This is a genomic window from Streptomyces sp. NPDC026538 (assembly GCF_055567535.1).
On sequence record NZ_JBVHQG010000005.1, the window covers coordinates 553,249 to 574,931 of the forward strand.

Genomic DNA, 21,683 nt, shown 5'->3' on the forward strand with positions numbered 1-21,683 from the left:
TGGGTATTCGTCGTACAAATCAAACGCATGGTGGGGGATCGGCATCGAACCGTCCCGGACCCGGGACTTCCCCCGTGTGCAGCGGGTAACGTCGGGGCGTGCCCGCCGACCCACTGCACCGCGCCGGAAAGCCACAGCGCAGCATGACGAGCCAGCCGCCCAGCGGCTTGGGGGTGAGCGCGATCGAGGTTCGCAGAAGCGCCCGGCGCCGCCGGACGGTCTCCGCGTACCGCGAGGGCGATCGCACCGTCGTACTGATCCCCGCCCGGATGTCCGAGGCGGAGGAGAAACGCTGGGTCACCGTCATGCTCAACAAACTCGCCGCCCAGGAGAGCAAGCGATTGCTGGGCGACGCCGAACTGGCCGAGCGCGCCGAGCGGCTGTCGGCACAGTACTTCGACGGCCGGGCCCGCCCCGCCTCGGTGCGCTGGGTCACCAACCAGAACACCCGCTGGGGTTCCTGCACCCCCGCCGAGGGCAGCATCCGCCTCTCGCACCGGCTCCAGGGCATGCCCGAGTACGTCGTCGACTATGTGCTCTGCCATGAACTGGCGCATCTGCTGGTGCCCGGGCACGGTCCCGACTTCTGGCGGCTCCTGGAGGCGTATCCGCGGACCGAGCGGGCCAGGGGCTACCTCGAAGGGGTGGTCGCCGCCGACCGGCTGCCCCAGCTGCCCGGCGTCCGGGACGAGTGACACGCCCCACAGGCGCTCCCTTCGGGGCCGCTGAGCCCGGTTGTGTACCGGGTCTGTACCGACTTCCTCCGATGTCCGAGTTAGCCGTTAGCCTGGCGCGACGCACTCACAATCGGGATGGGGGACGGTCGTAGCGCATGGCCAGGGAATTCCAACGCGGCCACAAGGCCAGGATCAGTGACCTGACGGCGGGCACGGATCTGTACGTAGGTGTGCAGATCGCCGGGCCCGGACTGTCCTTCGACATCAGCTGCTTCGGCCTGGACGCCGACGAACGGCTGTCGGACGACCGGTACTTCGTCTTCTTCAACCAGCCGAAGTCCCCCGAGGAGTCCATCCAGCTGCTGGGTGCGCAGGCGGGCGACACGGAGTCCTTCCGGGTCACGCTGGACCGGGTCCCGCCGCGGATCCAGAAGCTGGCGTTCACGGCGACCCTCGACGGCGCCGGGCAGATGTCGCAGGTCGCGCCCGGATACATCCGGATCGTCGCGGGCGGCGAGGAGGTGGCCCGGTACTCCTTCGACGGCTCCGAGTTCTCCACCGAACGCGCCGTGATGCTGGGCGACCTCTACCTGAAGGACGTGTGGCGCTTCGCCGCCGTCGGTCAGGGCTTCGACGGCGGTCTGGAGGCGCTGCTGAAGAACTTCGGCGGCGAGGTGATGGAGGAGGAGGCGCCCGCCGCGCCCGAGCCGCAGCCCTCGCAGAGCGGACCCGCGCCCGGATTCGCGCCACCCGCGTTCGCCGCCCCGGCCGCGCCCGCACCGAGCCCGGCGCCCGCCCCGGCGGCCCCCGCTCCCGCGCCTCCGTACACCCCGGCACCCGCGCCCCAGGGCTTCACCCCGCCCCCGGCACCCGGCCCCGCGCCGGTTTCGAACGTGCACGGCGCGCCCACCGTCATCGCCCCGCTGACCCCGCCCGCCCCCGGCACGGTGCCGCCGCCGTCCCCGGCCCCCGCGCCCTACGGTCAGCCGCCCGCCCCGGGCGCGCCCATGCCGCCCGGCTACGGCCAGCCCCCGTCGGCTCCGCAGGCCCCGCCCCCGCCGCCCGGCTACCCCCAGGCGCCCCAGGCCCCGGTCCCGCCCCCGGGCTACGGCCAGCAGCCGCCGTTCGGACAGGTCCCCGGCCAGCAGACCTACGGAGTCCCGCAGGGCGCTCCCCAGGGCGGTGCCGGAGTGGGCGCGGCGCTCGAGAAGTTCAAGGAGACGCCCACCGGGCAGCGCTGGACGCAGCAGAACAAGAAGCTCGTCCGGGTCGACCTGGGCATGGGCGGCCAGCCGGTGCTGGCCCGGCAGGGCAGCATGGTGCTCTACCAGGGCAAGGTCGACTTCGGCTACAAGGGCGCCGGGTTCGCCGGCCGGATCGTGGGCAACGCCACCGGCCAGGAGATGCAGTTGATGCGCTGCACCGGCCACGGCCAGGTGTTCCTCGCCGAGAACTCCGCCCATCTGCACCCCATCGAGCTCCAGGGCGACGCGATCTGTGTCTCCGCCGAGAGCGTCCTCGCCTTCGACGAGAGCCTCCAGTACGAGGTCCGCCGGATCGAGGGCCACGGCATCCCCGGCGGCGCGCTGTTCACGATGCAGTTCCAGGGCACCGGCACCATCGTCGTCAAAACGCACGGCACGCCCGTCGTGCTGCCCGTGACGCCGACGACGTTCGCCGACTGCAACGCCGTGGTCGCCTGGTCGGCGGCCTCCCAGGTGATCGTCTCCAGCCAGGTCCGGATGCGCCGCAACGCCTACCCGGGCGACACCGGCGAGAGCGTCAACCTGCAGTTCCGGGGCGCCCCCGGCAACTTCATCGTGGTCCAGCCGTACGAGGTCTGAGGGAGCCCGTCATGAACCAGCCGCTCGCGGGCTACGCCCCCGCACCTGTCACCGCCCGCATGGAGAACCACGGCAACAACATGCTGAAGGTCGCCATGCAGACCGGGAACGACCTCCTCGCGCGCGTGGGGTCGATGGTCGCCTACGAGGGCTTCGTCCAGTACGAGCCCAACCCGCCGGCCGTGCGCCAGATCGCCCGGGACTGGATGACCGGCGAGGGCGCGCCTCTGATGAAGTGCTCCGGCGACGGGCTGCTCTACCTCGCCGACTACGGCGCCGACGTCGTCGTCATCAACCTCAACGGCGACGGCATCTCCGTCAACGCCACCAACCTGCTCGCCTTCGACGCGCATCTGACGTGGGGTGTGGAGCGGGTCAAGGGGCTCGCGAAGTTCGCCGGTCAGGGCCTGTGGAACACCAAGATCTCCGGGCAGGGCTGGGTCGCGCTGACCTCCCGGGGCAAGCCGATCGTCGTCGACTGCGGCGGTGGCGAGGACGAGACGTACGTCGACCCGGACGCGCTGGTCGCCTGGTCGCCGAACCTCAAGGTGAAGGGCAAGCGCAGCTTCAAGGCGCAGTCCCTGATCGGCCGGGGCAGCGGCGAGGCCTACCAGATGGCCTTCTCCGGGCAGGGCATCGTCGTCGTCCAGCCCAGCGAGGACAGCACCGACCGCCTTCGTTTCCGGGGCTGAGGGGGAGCCAGAGAATCATGCAGAGCCCGCTTTTCGCGCACAACGACTCCCAGGTCCGGGACCGCTACAGCCTGCAGAACAAGCAGATGCTGCGGGTCGTCCTGGAGGGCCACGACGACGTCCTCGCCCGCAAGGGCACGATGGTCGCCTACCAGGGGCTCGTCGAGTTCGACGCCGAGTACACGAACAACCAGCAGTCACGCGCGCGTGCGTACACCGGCGAGGGCCTGGACCTGATGCGCTGCCACGGGCAGGGCACGGTCTACTTCGCCAACCTCGCCCAGCACGTCCACGTCCTGGACGTCGAGCAGGACGGACTGACCGTGGACAGCGGCTACGTCCTCGCCATGGACTCCTCGCTGCACTACGAGGTGGTCGCCGTGGACAGCCTCTACGGCATCTCCGGCTCGGGGAAGTACCAGCTCAACATCACCGGTCGCGGCAAGGTCGCCCTGATCACCTCCGGCGCGCCGCTGCTGATGCAGGTCACGCCCGACAAATACGTGAACTGCGACGCCGACGCGATCGTCGCCTGGTCCACCGGACTGCGCGTCCAGATGCAGGCCCAGACGCATTCCTCGGGTGTGTGGCGGCGTCGCGGCAACACCGGTGAGGGCTGGGAGCTCAGCTTCATGGGAAGTGGCTTCGCGTTGGTCCAGCCGAGTGAACTGCTCCCGCCGCAGGGCGCCCAGATCGGCCAGGGCCTCGCCGCCCAGTTCGGGATGGGCCAGCAGGGCGCGCGCGGAATGAACCAGGGGAACGCCTGGAGCTGACGGCCACGAGGTAAGGGGCGCACGCCGCGGCAAGCGCCCCTTACACGGGTCTTTGCGCAGGTCTGGGGTTCAGAGCCGTGCGCGGACCCCCTCCAGCAGTCGTACGACCGAGTCGTCGGCGACCTCCGCGACCTCGTCGTAGGCGAACCAGCGCAGGTCCAGGGACTCGTCGCTGATCGCGTGGGCGGCACCCCGCGGGGCCACCGCCGCGTACTGGACGTCGAAGTGCCAGTGACACGGCGCCGGGATCGGGTGCCGGTCCAGCCGCACCGGGCCGCCCGGCAGCAGGGTCAGGCCGGGGATCCCGGACTCCTCGGTCGCCTCCCGCAGGGCCGCAGCCGCCAGCGTGGCATCACCCGGCTCGCAGTGGCCGCCCATCTGCAGCCACATCCGCAGCTTCCGGTGCAGGGTCAGCAGCGCCCGGCCGTGCTCGGGGTCGACGACCAGCGCGCTCGCCGTGACATGCCCCGCGTGACATGCCTTCCAGATCCCGTCGGGGTGCGCCGCGAGATGGTCCAGATAGGCCTGGCGCAGCTCTTCCTGGCCCTCGTACCCCTTGAGGACGAGGACCGCGTCGTCGTACAGGCTCACTCGGTGTCGTCGCCCTCTGCCTGGTCTTTCTGGTCGTCCTTCTTGTGCAGGTCGGGCTTCTGGGCGGCCTCGCCGAGCATCCTGTCCAGCTCGGAGAAGTCCAGCTGCTCGCGGTGCACGAAGCCGTCCGGGTCGTCCAGGTCGCTCGCCGTCGGCAGCATGTCCGGGTGCGCCCACAGGGCGTCCCGGCCGTCGACCCCGCGCGCGTCGGTGAGCGAGGCCCACAGGCGGGAGGCGTCACGCAGTCGGCGCGGGCGCAGCTCCAGGCCGATCAGGGTGGCGAACGTCTGCTCCGCAGGACCGCCCGTGGCGCGGCGGCGGCGCAGGGTCTCGCGCAGCGCGTCGGCGGACGACAGGCGCGGCTTCGCCGCCGCGTGGACCACCGCGTCGACCCAGCCCTCGACGAGGGCCAGCGCGGTCTCCAGACGGGCCAGGGCCGCCTTCTGCTCGGGCGTGTCCTCGGGCTGGAACATGCCCTGCTGAAGCGCGTCCTGAAGCTGCTCGGGGTTCTGCGGGTCGAACTGGCCGACCACGTCCTCCAGCTTGGCCGTGTCGACCTTGATCCCGCGCGCGTACCCGTCGACCGCGCCGAACAGGTGCGAGCGCAGCCACGGCACGTGCGAGAACAGGCGCTGGTGGGCCGCCTCGCGCAGCGCGAGATACAGCCGCACCTCCTCCTTGGGCACGCCGAGGTCCTTGCCGAACGCCTCGATGTTCACCGGCAGCAGCGCGGCCCGGCCGATCGGGCCGAGCGGCAGGCCGATGTCGGTCGAGCCGACGACCTCGCCCGCGAGCACACCGACGGCCTGCCCGATCTGCGTGCCGAACATGGCGCCGCCCATCGAGCGCATCATGCCGATCAGCGGGCCGGCCATGGCCTGCATCTCCTCCGGCAGGACGTCGCCCATCGCGGCGCCGACCCGCTCGGCGACCGGGTCGACCAGCTCCTGCCAGGCGGGCAGCGTCGCCTCGACCCACTCCGCGCGCGACCACGCCACGGCCGAGCCGGAACCCGACGGCAGCGACGTGGCGTCGTCCAGCCACAGGTCGGCCAGCCGTACCGCCTCCTCGACCGCCGTGCGGTCGGAGGGGCCCACGCTCGCGTCCTTGACGCCGTCCGAGGTGCCCTGGGAGACCGTCTGGCGGGCGATCTGCTTGGCCATGTCCCAGTTCACCGGGCCGCCCTCGTACGAGAGCATCTGGCCCAGCTGCTGGAAGGCCGCGCCCAGGTCGGTGGGGTTCAGCGAACCGAACATGGCAGCGAACGGATTGTCGGCGCCGGGGCTGCCGAAACCGCCCGCCCCGGGTGTGCCGAAACCGAACGGGTTGGCCGGTCCCTGCCCACCACCGCTCTGCTGGTCCTCCTTCTTGCCCTCGTCGCCGTCTTCCGGCTCCTCCGGCGGAAGGCCGAAACCGAATGGGGTGTCACTCACGGGAATCCTCGGCTGGTAAGGCCACCGGTTCTCTCCGGCGGCGCGGCTGCCCGACAACACCACCCAGCGTAGACACCCCGACCCGATCGGGCCTCGGTGCTTCGCCGACAGTCGGCCTGCGGCAGGATGGATGCCACCTGGTACGTACGCGTCACTCACGCTCGTACTGAAGACAACCGCTGGAGACGCCCGGTGAGTTCCCCAGATCCGCAGGTTCGCGCAGCGCGAAACCCGTCAACCCCTGCCGCCCTGCGCGGGCCCGTCGTCGCCGTCACGGGCGCCGCGACCGGGGTCGGCGCGCTGCTCACCGAGCGGCTGGCCGCGTCCGAGGGGATCAAGCAGGTCATCGCCATCGACGAGCGGCGCGGGGAGTGCGCGGACGCCCAGTGGCACATCCTCGACGTGCGGGATCCGGCCATCGCGGACAAGCTCCGCGGGGCCGACGTGGTGGTGCATCTCGCGCTCGACCTGGACCTGGAGACCGATCCCGCCGCCCGTACGGCCTACAACGTGCGGGGGACGCAGACCGTGCTGACGGCGGCGGCCGCGGCCGGGGTGCACCGCGTGGTGCTGTGCACCTCCGCGATGGTCTACGGCGCCCTCCCGGACAACGAGCTGCCGCTCTCCGAGGACGCGGAGTTGCGCGCCACGGCGGAGGCCACCGGCGTGGGGGACCTGCTGGAGATCGAGCGGCTCGCGCGCCGGGCGCCCCGCGCGCACCCCGGGCTCAATGTCACCGTCGTGCGCCCCGCGGTGCTCGTCGGAGGCACCGACACCGCGCTGACCAGGTATTTCGAGTCGCCCAGGCTGCTCGTGGTCGCCGGCTCGCGGCCCGCCTGGCAGTTCTGTCACGTCGAGGACCTGTGCAGCGCGCTGGAGTACGCCGTGCTGGAGCAGGTCGAGGGGGAACTCGCCGTCGGCTGCGACGGATGGCTGGAGCAGGAGGAGGTCGAGGAGCTCAGCGGGATCCGGCGGATGGAGCTGCCGTCGGCGGTGGCACTGGGCGCCGCGGCGCGGCTGCACCGGATCGGGCTGACACCCTCGCCCGCCGGGGATCTCGCCTACACGATGTATCCGTGGGTGGTGAGCGGAAGCCGGCTGCACGAGGCCGGGTGGCGGCCGGGGTGGACGAACGAGGAGGTCCTCGCCGAGTTGCTGGAGGAGGCGGCCGGACGGCACACGGTGGTCGGGCGGCGGCTCGGCCGCAAGGACGCGACGGCCGCGGGCGCGGCGGGCGCGACGGTCGCACTGCTGGGCGCCGCGGCCGTGGTACGGCGGGCACGGAAGGCCCGGCGGCGGATCTGACGAGGGGCCGACGGCGGCCCCGACCGGGCGGCGGGCGCAGGCCGGAACCCGTGATCGCGAGCCGGGACTCGTAGGAGTCTCCAAACGGGTACGCGCGTGTGCCGGGGGTTGGGCGTATTCCGTGTGGTGTCGGGCTTGCGGCACGATGGGGGTATGGCTGCTGTGAACGATCATCCCGGTGAGCTGGGTGCCGAAGATCCCGTCAAGCTGATCGGGATCCGGGAGAGCGCGCTCTCCGTGGACGAGGTCTTCGCGGCCGTGGGGGACGACGCGGCCGGTGGCATCGCGCTGTTCGTGGGGACCGTGCGGAACCACGACGGAGGCGCCGATGTGGACGCGCTCGGCTATTCGTGTCATCCCAGTGCCGAGAGCGAGATGCGGCGGATCGCCGAGAAGGTCGTCGCCGAGTATCCGGTGCGGGCGCTGGCGGCGGTGCACCGGGTGGGGGACCTGCGGGTGGGTGATCTCGCCGTGGTCGTCGGCGTGTCGTGTCCGCATCGCGGGGACGCCTTTGAAGCCTGTCGCAAGCTGATCGACGACATCAAGCACGAGGTGCCCATCTGGAAGCACCAGAAGTTCTCGGACGGGACGGAGGAATGGGTCGGAGCCTGCTGAAGAACGCCTGTCCGGCCTCCGGTTGCGTAACCGTACCCCCCGCGTGAGCGTTGTCAGTGCGGATGATTAATCTGCTGATCAGTCAGTCGCGGACGGTCATGGGGTTGGGAGGTCGGCATGGGGGCGCTTGTCTGGTTGCTGATTCCGCTTGTGGCCGCGGTCGCTGCCGGTCTGTGGGGCAGCTGGGCCAACCGGACCAGGAGGGCACGCAGCGACGGGCCGGAACTCGACGGGTACGCGCGGTTCCGCGAGGCCATGGAGAGGTCCCACTCCGGCAGCTGAGACGCCTCTGACGGGTGGCCCTGACGGTGCGCTGACAGACACGTCCCGTACTGTCTTCGCATGCCACGCCGCACCGCGACGATGCTCGCCTCCACCCTGATGCTGATCGCGCTCCTGTGCGCCGGAGTGCTCATCAACGTGCCGTACTCGGAGATGTCCCCCGGTCCGACCGTGAACACGCTCGGGGACCACGGCGGCGAGCCGGTGCTGCAGATCTCCGGTCACAAGACGTACGCGACCTCCGGGCACCTGAACATGACGACCGTCCGGGTCACCAGCGCCGACTACAAGATGAACCTCGTGGAGGCCGTCTTCGGATGGCTCTCCCACGACAACAAGGTCGTGCCGCACGACACGCTCTACCCGGACGGCAAGACCGAGCAGCAGTCCACCCAGGAGAACGCCGAGGAGTTCAGCGAGTCCCAGGAGAGCGCGAAGGTGGCCGCCCTGAAGGAACTGCGCGTCCCGGTGCAGTCCTGGGTCATCGTCTCGACGGTCCTCAAGGACTCGCCCGCCGAGGGCAAGCTGCACGCCGGTGACGTGATCAAGGCCGTCGACGGTACGGCGGTCAAGCAGCCGACCGACGTCGCCACGCTGGTGACCAAGCACAAGCCCGGCGAGGACGTCGTCTTCACGGTCGTACCGGCCAAGGAGCAGGCGGCCGCCGTGAAGGCGAAGAAGACGGCCACCAGGACCGAGAAGGTCACCCTGAAGACGACCGCTTCCAGCGACAGCGGCGAGAAGCGCGCCATCGTCGGGATCTCCGCCGGGACCGATCACACGTTCCCGTTCGACATCGACATCAAGCTCGCCGATGTCGGCGGACCGAGCGCCGGCCTCATGTTCGCGCTCGGCATCTACGACAAGCTCACCCCGGGCAACCTCACCGGCGGCAAGTTCGTCGCAGGCACCGGCACGATCACCGACGACGGCACGGTCGGCCCGATCGGCGGCATCTCGCTGAAGACGATCGGGGCGCGCAGCAAGGGTGCCCAGTACTTCCTGACCCCGGCCGACAACTGCGCCGAGGCCGCCAAGGACACCCCGAGTGGGCTCACCCTGGTCAAGGTCAAGACGATCGACGACGCCCTCGGGGCACTCAAGGACATCCGCGCCGGGGACACCGGCGCCCTGCCGAAGTGCAGCACCAAGAGCTGAGGCTCCGCAGAGGACCTGAAAAGCCCGGGGGCGCCCTTCCTCACGAGGGGCGCCCCCGGTGCCATATGAGAGCCGTGTGCGGGGCCGTGCCGGCCGCCGGCGACGCGTTCAGTCCGCGAACGTGGCCTTCAGGGCCTCCGCCAGGCCCGGGACCAGCTCGGGGCCGGTGAGGACCTCCGTCGGCGAGTCCTTCTCGCGCAGCCGGACCGCCGAGTCGCGGCTGCCGTCCCGCAGTACGCCGACCGTCATCCGGACCTCCTGGCGGTCGGGGTGCTGCGCCACCCACTTGGCCAGCTTGGCGTCGCTCAGCCCCTCCGGGACCTGGTTCTCGGCGGACGGCGGCAGCATCAGCCGCTCCACCGTGAGCGCGCAGCCGACCACCGCGTCCGGCCAGGCGATGGTGCCCAGGAACTCGTCCAGCGCTTTGTCCGTTGGCACTTCGTCCTGCTCGATCGGGGTGAGACCGGTGGTCGCGGACTCGTCCTCCAGACCGAGTTGGGCGGCGAGAGCCGGTTCCTGGGTGCGCAGCCGTGCGGTGTCGACGAGGGCGAAGAGGCGAGCGGGCTGGTCCCAGCCGAGACCGGAGGCGTACTCGTCGATCTCGAGGACGGCCCGGGTGAGCGGGTTCGCTGCCATGGGAGTGTTGGACATGGTCACAATCCTGCCTCGTTCATGGCCGGAATCGGGAACCGAGTAAGCCGTGAGTAAGTTGCATAGGTGTGGCCCCACGATCACGGGGGGCCACGTCCGGCCCGCGAACAACAGGGCCTGACGCGACAAAAGCGGATCAACAGCGAATCAAACAGCGAACTTCGAGGTGCGCACCTTGGCTTTCCAGATGCCGGACCGCGGCGGAGGCCCGACGGGGCCGCGGATCAGAGCGGGCCGCCCGTCCCGGCGCGTCCGGACCCTGCTCATGACACTGGGCGTCCTTGCCGTACTCGGCATGGCGTTCACCATGTTCGCGGGCTTCTGGACGGACTGGCTCTGGTACCGGTCGGTGCACTACTCCTCGGTGTTCACCACCACCCTGTGGACGAAGATCGGGCTGTTCTTCGTCTTCGGGCTGCTGATGGCGGCCGCGGTGGGCTTCAACATCTGGCTGGCGCACCGGCTGCGGCCGCCGCTGAGCGCCATGTCCATGGAGCAGCAGAGCCTGGACCGCTACCGGATGGGCATCGCGCCGTACAAGAAGTGGCTGCTGTTCGCGGTCACCGCGCTGGTCGGGCTGATCGCCGGCGCCTCCGCGGCCGGACAGTGGCGCACCTGGCTGATGTGGGTGAACGGCGTGCCCTTCCACCAGAAGGACCCGCAGTTCCACCTCGACGTCTCCTTCTACGCCTTCGACCTGCCCTGGTTCCGGTTCCTGCTGGGCTTCGGCTTCGCCACCGCGATCCTCTCCTTGATCGCCGCCGCGCTCACCCACTACCTGTACGGCGGGCTGCGCGTCACCAGCCCCGGCGCGCGCGCCACCGGTGCCGCGACCGGCCACCTCTCGGTGCTGCTCGGCCTCTTCGTCGCCCTCAAGGCGGTCGCCTACTGGCTCGACCGCTACGGACTGGCCGTCAAGTCCAGCGACTTCAAGGCCACCGGCAACTGGACGGGCCTCAGGTACGTCGACGCGAACGCGTACCTGCCGGCCAAGACGATCCTGTTCTGTATCGCCGTCATCTGCGCGCTGCTGTTCTTCGCCACCCTGTGGCGGCGCACCTGGCAGCTGCCCGTCATCGGCTTCGGCCTGATGGTCCTGTCGGCGATCCTCATCGGCGGCCTCTACCCGGCGATCGTCCAGAAGTTCCAGGTCCAGCCCAACGAGCAGGCCAAGGAAGCCCCGTACGTCCAGAAGAACCTCAAGGCGACCCGCGAGGCGTACGGCATCGACGACACCCAGGTCACCGAGTACACGGGCAAGAGCACGACCACGGACAAGACCAAGCTCCGGGACGACGTCGACGCCACGGCGAGCATCCGGATCATGGACCCGAACATCGTCTCGCCGACGTTCCAGCAACTCCAGCAGATGCGGAACTACTACGCGTTCCCGACCAATCTGGACGTGGACCGCTACACCAAGGACGGCAAGGTCCAGGACACCGTCATCGGCCTGCGCGAGCTGAACCTCGCCGGCATCCCGAAGAACAACTGGATCAACGACCACTTCCGCTACACCCACGGCTACGGCGTGGTCGCCGCCAAGGGCACCGAGGCCGACGACCAGGGCCAGCCGGTCTTCACCGAGTCGGACCTGCCGTCCAAGGGCGACCTGGGCACCTACCAGCAGCGCGTCTACTACGGCGAGAAGACGAACACGTACTCGATCGTCGGCGGTCCCCAGAAGGAGATCGACTACTCCGACGACAACGGTGAGAAGCTCACCAGCTACGAGGGAAAGAGCGGGGTCAGTCTCTCCAGCCCGGTCAACCGCGCCGCGTACGCGGTGGCGTTCAACGAGCCGCAGATCCTGTACTCGGGCGCGATCGGCAAGGGCTCGCGGATCCTTTACAACCGCACGCCCAAGGAGCGGGTGGAGGCGGTCGCCCCCTGGCTGACCATCGACGGCGACGCGTACCCGGCGGTCGTGGACGGTCGTATCCAGTGGATCGTCGACGCCTACACGACGTCGAACGGCTATCCCTACGCCTCCCGTACGACCCTCGGTGACACCACCGCCGACTCGCTGACCGCGACCAACAACTCGCGCGCGGTGGTGGCCCAGCAGAACCAGGTCAACTACATCCGCAACTCGGTGAAGGCGACCGTCGACGCGTACACCGGCGACGTCAAGCTCTACCAGTGGGACACCGAGGACCCGGTGCTGAAGACCTGGATGAAGGCCTTCCCGGGCACGGTGCAGCCCAAGAGCGCCATCTCGCAGGACCTGATGAACCATCTCCGGTACCCGCAGGACCTGTTCAAGGTGCAGCGCGAACTGCTCACCCGCTACCACGTGACGGACGCCCAGACGTTCCTGACCGGCAGCGAGGTGTGGCAGGTGCCCGACGACCCGAGCAACAAGTCGGGAGACGCGGTACCGCCGTACTACCTGAGCATGAAGATGCCGGACCAGAGCGCGCAGACGTTCTCGCTGTCGACGACGTTCACGCCCAACGGCCGGGACAACCTCAGTGCGTTCATGTCGGTCGACTCCGAGGCCGGTTCCAAGGACTACGGCAAGATCAGAATCCTGAAACTGCCGACCAGTACGACCGTCGACGGACCCAAACAGGTCCAGAGCAAGTTCAACTCCGAACAGGAGATCGCCGCCGCCATCAAACTCCTCAAGGGCGGCGACTCCGAGGTCGAGTACGGCAATCTGCTGACCGTGCCGCTGGACGGGGGCCTGCTGTACGCGGAGCCCGTCTACGTACGCGGCGCCGGGGTCAAGTACCCACTGTTGCGCAAGGTGTTGGTCACCTATCAGGGCAGGACCGAGTTCAAGAACACCCTCGACGAGGCGCTCAACCAGGTGTTCGGCTCGAACGGCTCGGACACCGGGTCCTCGGACACGGGATCCTCCGACAACGGGACGACCACGCCGCCGGCATCCGGCAATCCGACGGTCCAACAGGCGCTGAACGACGCCCAGAAGGCCTTCGAGGCGGGACAGGAGGCCCTGAAGGAGGGCGACTGGACGGCGTACGGCAAGGCCCAGGACGAGCTGCGGGACGCGCTCAGCCGGGCCGAGGCGGCGCAGTCCAAGGCCGGCGGGACCGGTGGCGGCGCGTCGCCGAGCAGCAGTCCGAGCCCTGCCACCAGCGGGAGTCCCACCGCGAGCAGCAGTCCCAGTCCGAGCGGGTGATCGGGACCGCCCCGCGCCGTGGTACGGTTTGAACACAACGGCGCGGGGTGGAGCAGCTCGGTAGCTCGCTGGGCTCATAACCCAGAGGTCGCAGGTTCAAATCCTGTCCCCGCTACTGGAATCGAAGGCCCGGATCCTCTTGGATCCGGGCCTTCGTGGTGTGCGGACGGGCAGCCAACGGCGCCCGGACCGGCGGCTCGTGCGTGGTGTCCGGATGGTCGGCTCGTGGCGTCCGGACGGTCGGCGAACGCATGTACCGGTGCGCGAGGTCGCCGAGCCGCTGTGGGGAGTTGCGCGAGATGTGTTTGACTTGTCGTTCTGTGGGCATGTCGACAAAACGCTGAAGTGACCTCACGGGTTGCGGTATACCGGATGTACCCAGGTTGCAGGTGGTGCGACGATGGACGTTATGGGGGACAAGGCAACTCTGTTCGAGACAGGGCGATTTGTGCAGCCTTCGGGCGAGGAGCCGACCCGCGACGAGGCCGCCGAGGCCGCTGAAGAGGCACGACACCGGCTCCATGCCGAGGCCGGTGACGTCGAGTCGATGAGTGTGCTCGGCGCCATGCTGCTGCGCCGTGGCGACCTCGACGGCGCCGAATCCCTGTTGCGTGCCGCCACCGCCGCCGGTGACCGTGCCGCCGCCAACAACCTGGGCGTCCTGCTGCACCAGCGCGGTTACCCCGACGAGGCCGCGGGATGGTGGCGGATCGCAGCCGTGGCCGGTTCCGCGGCCGCCGCCCACGCGCTCGGCCGGCACCACCGGGAGCGCGGTGACGAGCCCGCCGCCGAGTACTGGCTGCGCCAGTCCGCCGAGCAGGGCCATGCGCTCGGCGCCTACGCGCTGGCCGACCTCCTGGAGCACCGCGGCGACGCGGCCGCCGGCCAGTGGATGCGGGCCGCCGCCGAGCGCGGGCATCGGGAGGCGGCGTACCGGCTGGCGCGCGCGCTCGACCGCAGGGCGGGCGCCGGTGAGGGCGACGCCGGGGCCGACGACGGTGCCGGCACCGAGGCCGCCGCCGGGACTCCGGAGGCCGAGGAGGCCGAGCAGTGGTACCGGCAGGCCGCCGCCCGGGGCCACCGGCGGGCCGCGCTGCATCTCGGGGCGATCCTGGAGCGGCGCGGCCGGCTCAAGGAGGCCGGGCGCTGGTACCTGACCTCCGCCAAGGACGGCGAGGCGCGGGCCGCCTGCGCGCTCGGCTTCCTGCTGCGCGACGCCGGGGACACCGAGAGTGCCGCCGTGTGGTGGCTGCGGGCCGCGCAGGACGGCGACGGCAACGCGGCCAACGCGCTCGGCGCGCTGCACGCCGAGCGCGGCGAGACGCAGACCGCCGAGCGCTGGTACCGCGCGGCGATGGACGCCGGCGACGACAACGGGGCGTACAACCTCGGGCTGCTCTGCGCGGAGCAGGGGCGGACCGCGCAGGCCGAGCAGTGGTACCGGCGGGCGGCCTACGCGGGGCACCGGGAGGCGGCGAACGCGCTCGCCATCCTGCTGCTCCAAGGCGGCGACACGGCCGGCGCGGAACCGTGGTTCTCCAAGGCCGCCGAGGCCGGCAGCGTGGACGCCGCGTTCAACCTCGGGATCCTCTACGCCGGGCGCGGCGAGGACGGCGTCGCGCTGCGCTGTTACGAGCGGGCTGCCGCCGCCGGGCACACGGAGGCGGCGCTCCAGGTCGGCATCGCCCGGCTGCGGGAGGGCGACGAGGCCGCCGCCGAGCGGCATCTGCGGTGCGCCGCGGGCGGCGGGAGCGCCGAGGCCGCGTACCGGCTCGCCGCCGTGCTCGACGCGCGCCGGCCGAAGGTCTCCGAGCACGAGCTCGGGGAGTCCTCGCTGCACACCAAGACCGAGTGCGAGGAGTGGTACGAGCGGGCCGCCTCACAGGGGCACCGGCGCGCCCAGGTGCGGGTCGGGATGCTCGCCGCCGCGCGCGGGGACGTGGTGGAGGCGGCGCGGTGGTACCGGATCGCGGCCGAGGCCGGGTCGCGGAACGGCGCGTTCAACCTGGGGCTGCTGCTGGCCCGGGAGGGGAGCGAACCCGAGGCCGCCGTGTGGTGGCAGCGGGCCGCCGACGCGGGGCACGGGCGGGCGGCGTTGCGGCTGGCCCTGGTCTACGCGCGTCGTGGCGAGCTCGCGGAGGGACAGCGCTGGGCGGACCGGGCGGTGGCGCTGGGACCGGCCGAGGTAACCGAGCGGGCGGGGCGGCTGCGGGACGCGCTGCGCGAGGAGCTGTCGGCCTGAGCTGCGCGTTTCCGCAGGTCAGGTGGGCTGACAGCAATGGATTTGCATCTGTGCGCGCCCCTCACGTAATGTTCTGTTCATCGACGCGGGGTGGAGCAGCTCGGTAGCTCGCTGGGCTCATAACCCAGAGGTCGCAGGTTCAAATCCTGTCCCCGCTACTGAAGGCCGAGGGCCGGAATCCAGAAACGGATTCCGGCCCTCGGTTTTTGTCCCCGGGTTTCTGTTTTTGGGGCCGTTGCTCTGAGGTTTCTGTTCAGGGTTTCTGTTCAGAGGTTTCTTTCAGGCACGGATGCGCCTACGGGGCGTGGCCCACCGCCTCCTCGTAGAGCGCCCGGTCCACCGTCCGGGACTCGGGGAGCGGGTCGCCCGGCTCGACGCCCTGGGCCCGGTACGCCGACTGCAGACGCGTCGTCGTGCCCGCGCGGATCTCCCAGTCCATGCGCAGCGGCGGGGTCGAGCGCAGGATCGCGGGGTCGCGGTCATCAGCAGCTTCGCGAGGTACGTGACGAAGGCCGCGTCCGCCTCGTAGTCACCGGCGAAGTACGTGTCGACCGTGCGGATGTAGGCCCGGAGCAGCGCCACCCCGCGTCCACGTCGTCGGCCAGGAGCGTACGGCCGTCAGGAAGATCGGGAGCAGGGCCAGCTTCGGTACCACGTACAGGGCGTCCAGGAGCGGCTCCAGGGCCGCCCTGACCAGCGGGAGGGAGCCCATCAGCAGGCCCAGCAGACAGCCGGCCGCCGTGCCCACCGCGTAGCCCGCGAGCACCCGGCGGGTGGTCGCCCGGACGTCCGGCCACAATTCGCCCGCCGCCGCCCGGTCCCAGCCGTCGGAGAGGATCGTGGACGGCGCCGGATAGACGCGGTCGTCGATCCAGGCGCGGGTCGCGGCCAGCTGCCAGAGGAGGACCAGCAGGACGGGCACGGCGGTCGCCAGGGTCAGCTCCAGGGCGCGCCGGCGCCGGTGGGTGCGGGCGGGACGGAGTTCGGCGGGGCCGGGGGCGCGGACCAGTACGCGGGTCTCGCGGCCCGGGATGAGGGTCGTCATGCCGGTACCGCCTCCTTGCGCAGCAGCTCCCACAGCTCGCTCTTCAGCGCCGTGAACTCGGGGGTGTCGCGGATCCGGCCGGTGCGCGGACGCGGGAACGGCGGGCGGTGCTCGGCGATGATCCGGCCCGGGCGGGCGGACATCACCAGCACCCGGTCGCCGAGGACCAGCGCCTCCTCCAGGCTGTGCGTGATGAAGAGGGTGGTGGCACGCAGGGCCTGGGTGAGGTCCAGGAGCTCGTCCTGGAGGATCGCGCGCAGCTGCGCGTCCAGGGCGGCGAAGGGCTCGTCCATGAGGAGGAGTTCCGGCTCCACGGCCAGGGCGCGGGCGATCGCCACCCGCTGGCGCATCCCGCCGGAGAGGGTCGCGGGGTAGGCGTCGGCGAAATCGGCGAGCCCCAGCCGGCCCAGCCAGTCCGCGGCCCGGGCGTTCGCCGCGCGGCGCGGCACACGCTGTACGTCGAGGCCGAAACGGACGTTGGCGAGAACCGTCTTCCAGTCGTAGATGCCGTAGTCCTGGAAGATCATCGCGGCCGGGCGGGGGCTGTCGGACCGGATCTCCAGCCGGCCGGCGCTGGGGCGGAGCAGACCGGCCGCGATCCGCAGCAGGGTCGACTTGCCGCAGCCCGAGGGCCCGACCAGGCAGACGAACTCGCCCGGCGCGACGGCCAGGTCGAGCGGACCGAGGGCGTCGACCGCGTGCGGGGCTCGGCCGAAGGTGCGGGTCAGGGCCTGGCCTGGAGTTTCGGATGTGCCGGAGGCGGCTGATACGGCTCTCCCACGGGATCTCCTCGCAAGAGTGCGGACCCCAAGACCATATGACGGCCCGTCAGATTCGGGAAACCCGTCTACGGCGAAGAGCTACGACACGAAGGCCCCGGCACTCATCGTGAGTACCGGGGCCTTTCGGGAACGTTCGTCAGGCGGCCGCCGCGCAGTCCGGGCACAGGCCGCGGTACGTCACCTCGACGTCGGAGACCGTGAAGCCGAACCGCTCCGAGGCGGGGAGGTCGGCCAGCGGGTTGCCGGTCGGGTGGACGTCGCGGATCGAGCCGCAGTGGGCGCAGACCAGGTGGTGGTGCGGCTGGTGTGCGTTCGGGTCGTACCGCTTGGCGCGCTTGTCCGTCGAGACCTCGAGGACCTCGCCGAGGGTGACCAGTTCGCCCAGGGTGTTGTAGACGGTCGCCCGGGAGATCTCCGGCAGCTTGATGACGGCTCTGGCGTGGACCTCGTCGGCCGTCAGATGGACGTGTTCGCCGTCGAGTACCTCGGCCACGACGCGTCGCTGCGCGGTCATCCGCCATCCGCGTCCGCGCAGCCGTTCCAGAAGGTCACTCATGGCATCCAGCCTAACAGCAGGCCGACCATTTTCCGAACAGGTGTGATTTTGGAGTCGAACTCAACTTGGACCAAGTCCAATACGGGATGGAGTCGGACGGAGGGAGCGGCAGGCGGCCCGCTTGTCCTGGGCGGGCGGCCCCGAGCTGGGAGGGTCGGGGTCCGGCCGCCCGTTCCGCGCGCCGGACCCCGGGTGTCAGACCGGTTGCGGTGTGCGGGCTCCGACCCAGCAGCGGATGATGTCGCGGACCGAGACGATTCCGGCCGGTTCGCCGCCGTCGAGGACGATCAGATGACGGAAGCCGCCGTGGGCCATCGCCCCGGCCGCCTCCTCCAGGGTCCAGGTCGGGGTGGCGAACACGACGTCGTTGGTGGTGTGGGCGTGGATGGGCTCCGTGTCCGGGTTCTGGCCCAGGCCGACGGAGTTCAGGATGTCGCGTTCGGTGAGGATGCCGATGCCGCCGGCGTCCGGGTCGTGGACGATCGCCGCGCCCACGCGGCGCGCGGACATCAGGGCGGCTGCCTGGCGGAGTGTGTGGGCTGGGCCGACGGTGAGGACCACCGTGCTCATGGCGTCACGGACGAGCATGAAAGGTGCCACCTCCTAGGGAACCGCGGAGATAGTTCAGCGATTCACAAGTTCACAAAGTGGGGGGTTCTCATAGGGTGGCAGGTAAAGCCCGGGTCAACAAGGGGGTGTGGGTAGCCAATTGAGGGCGCACGCGCTCATATGTGCCTGAAAGGAGTGCCCTGTTCTGCCTCAGAAGGCTGTTTCAGTAACGCTGGGTGAGGTACGACAGCAGCTCGTCGTGGAGCAGACCGTTGGACGCGGCCGCGTTGCCACTGTGCGGGCCGGGGCGGCCGTCGAGGCCGGTGAAGGTGCCGCCGGCCTCCGTCACCACGATCGCGGGGGCCGCCATGTCCCACAGGGACAGTTCCGGCTCGGCACAGATGTCCACCGACCCCTCGGCGACCATCATGTAGGGCCAGAAGTCGCCGTACGCGCGCGTGCGCCACACCTCCCGGGTCAGGTCCAGGAAGCCGTTCAGCTGCCCCCGCTCCTCCCAGCCGCTCAGCGATGAGTACGCGAACGAAGCGTCGGACAGCGTCGAGACCTTGGAGACGTGCAGGCGGGAGGCGGAGGAGAGGCTGCGGCCGGTGTAGGCGCCGTGCCCCTGCGCCGCCCACCAGCGGCGGCCCAGCGCGGGTGCCGAGACCACGCCGACGACCGGCCGGTAGCCGCCCTCGGCCGCCTCCATCAGGGAGATCAGGGTCGCCCAGACGGGGACACCGCGTACGTAGTTCTTGGTGCCGTCGATCGGGTCGATCACCCAGCGGCGCGGGCCGGTGCCCTCGATGCCGTACTCCTCGCCGAGGACCGCGTCCCGCGGGCGGGCGCGCTGCAACTGGCCGCGGATCAGCTCCTCGGCCGCCTTGTCCGCCTCGCTCACCGGGGTCATGTCCGGCTTGGTCTCGACCTTGAGGTCGAGGGCCTTGAAGCGGTCCATGGTGGCGGCGTCGGCCGCGTCCGCGAGCACGTGGGCGAGCCGCAGGTCATCGTGGTAGTCCGGCATGTGACGAACGCTATCTGCCGGGGTGGGGGCGGGGCTACACGGGGATGGGGCGGATACGGGGATGTCGCGGGGAGGTCGGGGACTCGGTGGGTGACCGTGCGGCGATCGGGCGGTGAGCGGCGACCTCGGTGCGCCCGCGCGGGTTGGCCGAAGGGCGCCCCCTGGTGCCTTCGCGAACCCTTGACAGTGGGATCGTGCGCGTCAAATCTGGGCGCAGAGTCGCTCGCCCCAGGAGGCGATGATGCCTGCAGCCCGGGATTCCCTGCTCGACGCCGCGTACACGGCGCTCGCCCGCCGCCCGTGGGCCGCCGTGCGGATGGTCGACGTGGCCGTGACGGCCGGGGTGTCCCGCCAGACGCTGTACAACGAGTTCGGCAGCAAGGAAGGCCTGGCGAGGGCGCTGGTGCGCCGGGAGGCCGACGGGTATCTCGCGGGGGTGGAGCGGGCGCTGGGCAGCCATACCGAGATGCGGGAACGCCTGACGGCGACGGCCGAGTGGATGGCCGCGGCGGCGCGTGAGAACGCGCTGGTACGGGCGATGCTCACGGGGTGCTGGAGCGAGCGGTTGCCGTCGCCGACGCCGGCCGCGGTGCCGCCCTCCTCGGCGGTGCCGGCGCAGCGGAGGGCGGACGGGCCGTTGCCCACGCCCGGGGACTTCGTGCAGATCGTGCGGGACCGGGCGGTGGCGGTGCTGTCGGGACCGGGAGCCGTGCGGGGGAACGGTGAGCTGGCCCGGTCGTGCGAGCTCGTGGTGCGGCTCGCGCTGTCGTGTGTGGCCGCACCGCCGGGGGAGGGCGGGGTGGCGGAGCTGGTCCGGGCGGCGCTTTCGCGGCAGCCGGTGTGAAAGCCGGGTGGCGCGCGGCCGGTTCAGTGGGTGGAGCCCGAGAGCTGGAGGCCGATCACGCCCGCGATCACCAGGCTGATGGAGATGATCTTCAAGGTGGAGACCAGGTCGCCCAGGAAGATCATGCCGTAGATCGCCGTGCCCGCCGCCCCGATGCCTGTCCACACCGCGTACGCCGGGCCCACGTCCAGCTTCTTGAGGGACAGGGTCAGCAGCCCGAAGCTGCCCAGGGCGAAGGACGCGAACGCGATCGTCGGCCAGAGACGGGTGAAGCCGTGGGAGAGCTTGAGGCACACGGCGAAGCCGGTCTCCAGAATTCCGGCCACGATCACCAGCAGCCACGCCATGTGCCGTCCTCCCGTAAGTCCAGCTCGGTGCGATTATGCACTTACCGAACTCGGGTCAGGACAAACAACGCGGTGGTCAGTCGCCGTCCTTGCGCTCGCGTGTCGCGAGGAGCCGGCGCAGGGAGTAGAGGCGGGCCGGGTCCGCGTGGCCCTCGGCGACCCACGCGTCCAGCGCGCAGTCCGGCTCGTCGTGGCTGCACGCGCGCGGACAGTTCACGGTGCCGGGCTCCAGGTCGGGGAAGGCGAGGATCACCCGGGACGGGTCGATGTGCGCCAGCCCGAAGGAGCGGACGCCCGGGGTGTCGACGACCCAGCCTCCCCCGCTCTCGGCTTTGCTCGAGCGGGAGGTGCCCCCGGCCACGGTGAGGGGAAGGGCCAGGGCCGAGGTCGTGGTGTGGCGGCCGCGGCCGGTCACCGCGTTCACATGACCCGTCGTACGCCGGAGGTCCTCGGGGACCAGGGCGTTCACCAGCGTGGTCTTGCCGACACCCGAGTGGCCGACGAACGCCGTGATCTTGCCGTCCAGGTGTTCCTGGACCACGCGGGCCGCGTCGCCCGTCTCCAGTTCCGCGCGGCTCGTGACCACGTAGGGGATGTCCAGGTCGCCGTACAGCTCCAGGAGCTTGTCCGGCGGGGCCAGGTCCGACTTGGTCATGACCAGGAGCGGGGTGAGGCCGGCGTCGAAGGCCGCGACCAGGCAGCGGTCGATGAGACGCGGGCGCGGCTCCGGGTCGGCCAGGGCCGTGACGATCGCCAGCTGGTCGGCGTTGGCGACGACCACCCGCTCGAACGGATCGTCGTCGTCGGCGGTGCGGCGGAGCACGGACGTCCGGTCCTCGATGCGCACGATCCGGGCCAGGGAGTCCTTCCTGCCGGACAGGTCGCCCACCAGGGCCACCCGGTCACCGACCACCGCCGCCTTGCGGCCCAGCTCACGCGCCTTCATCGCCAGGACCGTACGGTCCCCGACCAGGCAGGTCAGCCGGCCCCGGTCGACGGTGAGGACCATGCCCTCGGCCGCGCCCTCGTGCGCGGGGCGGATGTGGGTACGGGGCCGGGTGCCCTTGCGGTTGGGACGCTGGCGGATGTCGTCCTCGTCGGTGTGCTTGCCGTAGCGGCGCATGG

General features: G+C 70.8%; 19 protein-coding genes, 2 tRNA genes and 3 pseudogenes. 13 read left to right on the forward strand and 11 right to left on the reverse strand.

Annotated features, from left to right (window positions below; all coding sequences use genetic code 11):
* Positions 1-98 precede the first annotated feature (98 nt).
* The 4 genes from ACZ4N4_RS22955 (at position 99) to ACZ4N4_RS22970 (ending at position 3,986) form a co-directional block, all read left to right on the forward strand.
* Complete coding sequence (locus ACZ4N4_RS22955) at positions 99-695, forward strand: M48 metallopeptidase family protein (RefSeq protein WP_453570893.1); 597 nt, start codon at positions 99-101, stop codon at positions 693-695.
* Positions 696-832: 137 nt separating this feature from the next.
* On the forward strand, positions 833-2,521 hold the full coding sequence (locus ACZ4N4_RS22960; RefSeq protein ID WP_467591546.1) for a TerD family protein: 1,689 nt from the start codon (positions 833-835) through the stop codon (positions 2,519-2,521).
* Positions 2,522-2,532: 11 nt separating this feature from the next.
* Positions 2,533-3,213, forward strand: coding sequence for an AIM24 family protein (locus ACZ4N4_RS22965; RefSeq protein WP_351704845.1), 681 nt, complete (start codon positions 2,533-2,535; stop codon positions 3,211-3,213).
* Positions 3,214-3,230: 17 nt separating this feature from the next.
* Positions 3,231-3,986 (forward strand): AIM24 family protein, encoded by a 756-nt coding sequence (locus ACZ4N4_RS22970; protein ID WP_453570897.1) that lies wholly within the window; start codon positions 3,231-3,233, stop codon positions 3,984-3,986.
* A 69-nt stretch (positions 3,987-4,055) separates the two neighbouring features.
* On the opposite strand, the gene ACZ4N4_RS22975 is transcribed toward ACZ4N4_RS22970, so the two are convergent.
* Complete coding sequence (locus ACZ4N4_RS22975) at positions 4,056-4,577, reverse strand: NUDIX hydrolase (protein WP_467591550.1); 522 nt, start codon at positions 4,575-4,577, stop codon at positions 4,056-4,058.
* Positions 4,574-6,010, reverse strand: a complete 1,437-nt coding sequence (locus tag ACZ4N4_RS22980; protein WP_467591553.1) for a zinc-dependent metalloprotease — start codon at positions 6,008-6,010, stop codon at positions 4,574-4,576. The genes ACZ4N4_RS22975 and ACZ4N4_RS22980 overlap by 4 nt, the downstream gene beginning before the upstream one ends.
* A 192-nt stretch (positions 6,011-6,202) precedes the next feature.
* On the opposite strand from ACZ4N4_RS22980, the gene ACZ4N4_RS22985 reads away from it, so the two are divergent.
* The 4 genes from ACZ4N4_RS22985 to ACZ4N4_RS23000 all read left to right on the forward strand — a co-directional run bounded on the left by ACZ4N4_RS22985 (position 6,203) and on the right by ACZ4N4_RS23000 (position 9,370).
* The gene (locus tag ACZ4N4_RS22985; RefSeq protein WP_450754996.1) at positions 6,203-7,315 is read left to right on the forward strand and encodes an SDR family oxidoreductase; all 1,113 of its coding nucleotides are present in this window, start codon (positions 6,203-6,205) and stop codon (positions 7,313-7,315) included.
* A gap of 153 nt (positions 7,316-7,468) precedes the next feature.
* Positions 7,469-7,930 carry a molybdenum cofactor biosynthesis protein MoaE gene (locus ACZ4N4_RS22990; RefSeq protein WP_384480508.1) on the forward strand — a complete coding sequence of 154 codons (462 nt, stop codon included), beginning with the start codon at positions 7,469-7,471 and terminating at the stop codon, positions 7,928-7,930.
* 117 nt (positions 7,931-8,047) lie between these two features.
* Positions 8,048-8,212, forward strand: coding sequence for a hypothetical protein (locus tag ACZ4N4_RS22995; RefSeq protein WP_351745444.1), 165 nt, complete (start codon positions 8,048-8,050; stop codon positions 8,210-8,212).
* A gap of 60 nt (positions 8,213-8,272) precedes the next feature.
* A complete protein-coding gene (locus ACZ4N4_RS23000; protein WP_467591557.1) occupies positions 8,273-9,370 on the forward strand; it encodes a YlbL family protein in 1,098 nt (365 codons plus the stop codon).
* Positions 9,371-9,478: 108 nt separating this feature from the next.
* On the opposite strand, the gene ACZ4N4_RS23005 is transcribed toward ACZ4N4_RS23000, so the two are convergent.
* On the reverse strand, positions 9,479-10,027 hold the full coding sequence (locus ACZ4N4_RS23005; RefSeq protein WP_467591560.1) for a PPA1309 family protein: 549 nt from the start codon (positions 10,025-10,027) through the stop codon (positions 9,479-9,481).
* A gap of 181 nt (positions 10,028-10,208) precedes the next feature.
* On the opposite strand from ACZ4N4_RS23005, the gene ACZ4N4_RS23010 reads away from it, so the two are divergent.
* The 4 genes from ACZ4N4_RS23010 to ACZ4N4_RS23025 all read left to right on the forward strand — a co-directional run bounded on the left by ACZ4N4_RS23010 (position 10,209) and on the right by ACZ4N4_RS23025 (position 15,569).
* A complete protein-coding gene (locus ACZ4N4_RS23010) occupies positions 10,209-13,169 on the forward strand; it encodes a UPF0182 family membrane protein (RefSeq protein ID WP_453571056.1) in 2,961 nt (986 codons plus the stop codon).
* A 41-nt stretch (positions 13,170-13,210) separates the two neighbouring features.
* Positions 13,211-13,284: transfer RNA gene (locus ACZ4N4_RS23015), tRNA-Met, on the forward strand.
* Positions 13,285-13,569: 285 nt separating this feature from the next.
* On the forward strand, positions 13,570-15,411 hold the full coding sequence (locus ACZ4N4_RS23020) for a tetratricopeptide repeat protein (RefSeq protein ID WP_453570913.1): 1,842 nt from the start codon (positions 13,570-13,572) through the stop codon (positions 15,409-15,411).
* A gap of 84 nt (positions 15,412-15,495) precedes the next feature.
* Positions 15,496-15,569 (forward strand) — tRNA-Met (locus ACZ4N4_RS23025).
* A gap of 137 nt (positions 15,570-15,706) precedes the next feature.
* Here ACZ4N4_RS23025 and ACZ4N4_RS23030 read toward each other — a convergent pair.
* The 6 genes and pseudogenes from ACZ4N4_RS23030 to hisN all read right to left on the reverse strand — a co-directional run.
* A pseudogene (locus tag ACZ4N4_RS23030) lies at positions 15,707-16,091 on the reverse strand (ABC transporter substrate-binding protein); the annotation flags it as partial.
* A pseudogene (locus ACZ4N4_RS23035) lies at positions 16,031-16,456 on the reverse strand (ABC transporter permease); the annotation flags it as partial. The pseudogenes ACZ4N4_RS23035 and ACZ4N4_RS23030, both read right to left, overlap by 61 nt.
* Positions 16,453-17,273: pseudogene (locus ACZ4N4_RS23040) on the reverse strand (ABC transporter ATP-binding protein). The pseudogenes ACZ4N4_RS23035 and ACZ4N4_RS23040, both read right to left, overlap by 4 nt.
* Positions 17,274-17,374: 101 nt before the next feature.
* Positions 17,375-17,794 carry a Fur family transcriptional regulator gene (locus ACZ4N4_RS23045; protein WP_467591564.1) on the reverse strand — a complete coding sequence of 140 codons (420 nt, stop codon included), beginning with the start codon at positions 17,792-17,794 and terminating at the stop codon, positions 17,375-17,377.
* Positions 17,795-17,989: 195 nt separating this feature from the next.
* Entirely contained in the window at positions 17,990-18,382 is a 393-nt protein-coding gene (locus tag ACZ4N4_RS23050; protein WP_453570922.1) for a CBS domain-containing protein, read from the reverse strand.
* A gap of 184 nt (positions 18,383-18,566) precedes the next feature.
* Positions 18,567-19,367 (reverse strand): histidinol-phosphatase, encoded by an 801-nt coding sequence (gene hisN, locus ACZ4N4_RS23055; protein WP_453570924.1) that lies wholly within the window; start codon positions 19,365-19,367, stop codon positions 18,567-18,569.
* 241 nt (positions 19,368-19,608) lie between these two features.
* On the opposite strand from hisN, the gene ACZ4N4_RS23060 reads away from it, so the two are divergent.
* On the forward strand, positions 19,609-20,211 hold the full coding sequence (locus ACZ4N4_RS23060; protein WP_467591567.1) for a TetR/AcrR family transcriptional regulator: 603 nt from the start codon (positions 19,609-19,611) through the stop codon (positions 20,209-20,211).
* Between the two features lie 23 nt (positions 20,212-20,234).
* Here ACZ4N4_RS23060 and ACZ4N4_RS23065 read toward each other — a convergent pair whose 3' ends face one another.
* Both ACZ4N4_RS23065 and rsgA read right to left on the reverse strand, forming a co-directional pair.
* A complete protein-coding gene (locus ACZ4N4_RS23065) occupies positions 20,235-20,558 on the reverse strand; it encodes a DMT family transporter (RefSeq protein ID WP_360476918.1) in 324 nt (107 codons plus the stop codon).
* 76 nt (positions 20,559-20,634) lie between these two features.
* Positions 20,635-21,681 carry a ribosome small subunit-dependent GTPase A gene (gene rsgA, locus ACZ4N4_RS23070; RefSeq protein ID WP_467591571.1) on the reverse strand — a complete coding sequence of 349 codons (1,047 nt, stop codon included), beginning with the start codon at positions 21,679-21,681 and terminating at the stop codon, positions 20,635-20,637.
* Positions 21,682-21,683: the final 2 nt, after the last annotated feature.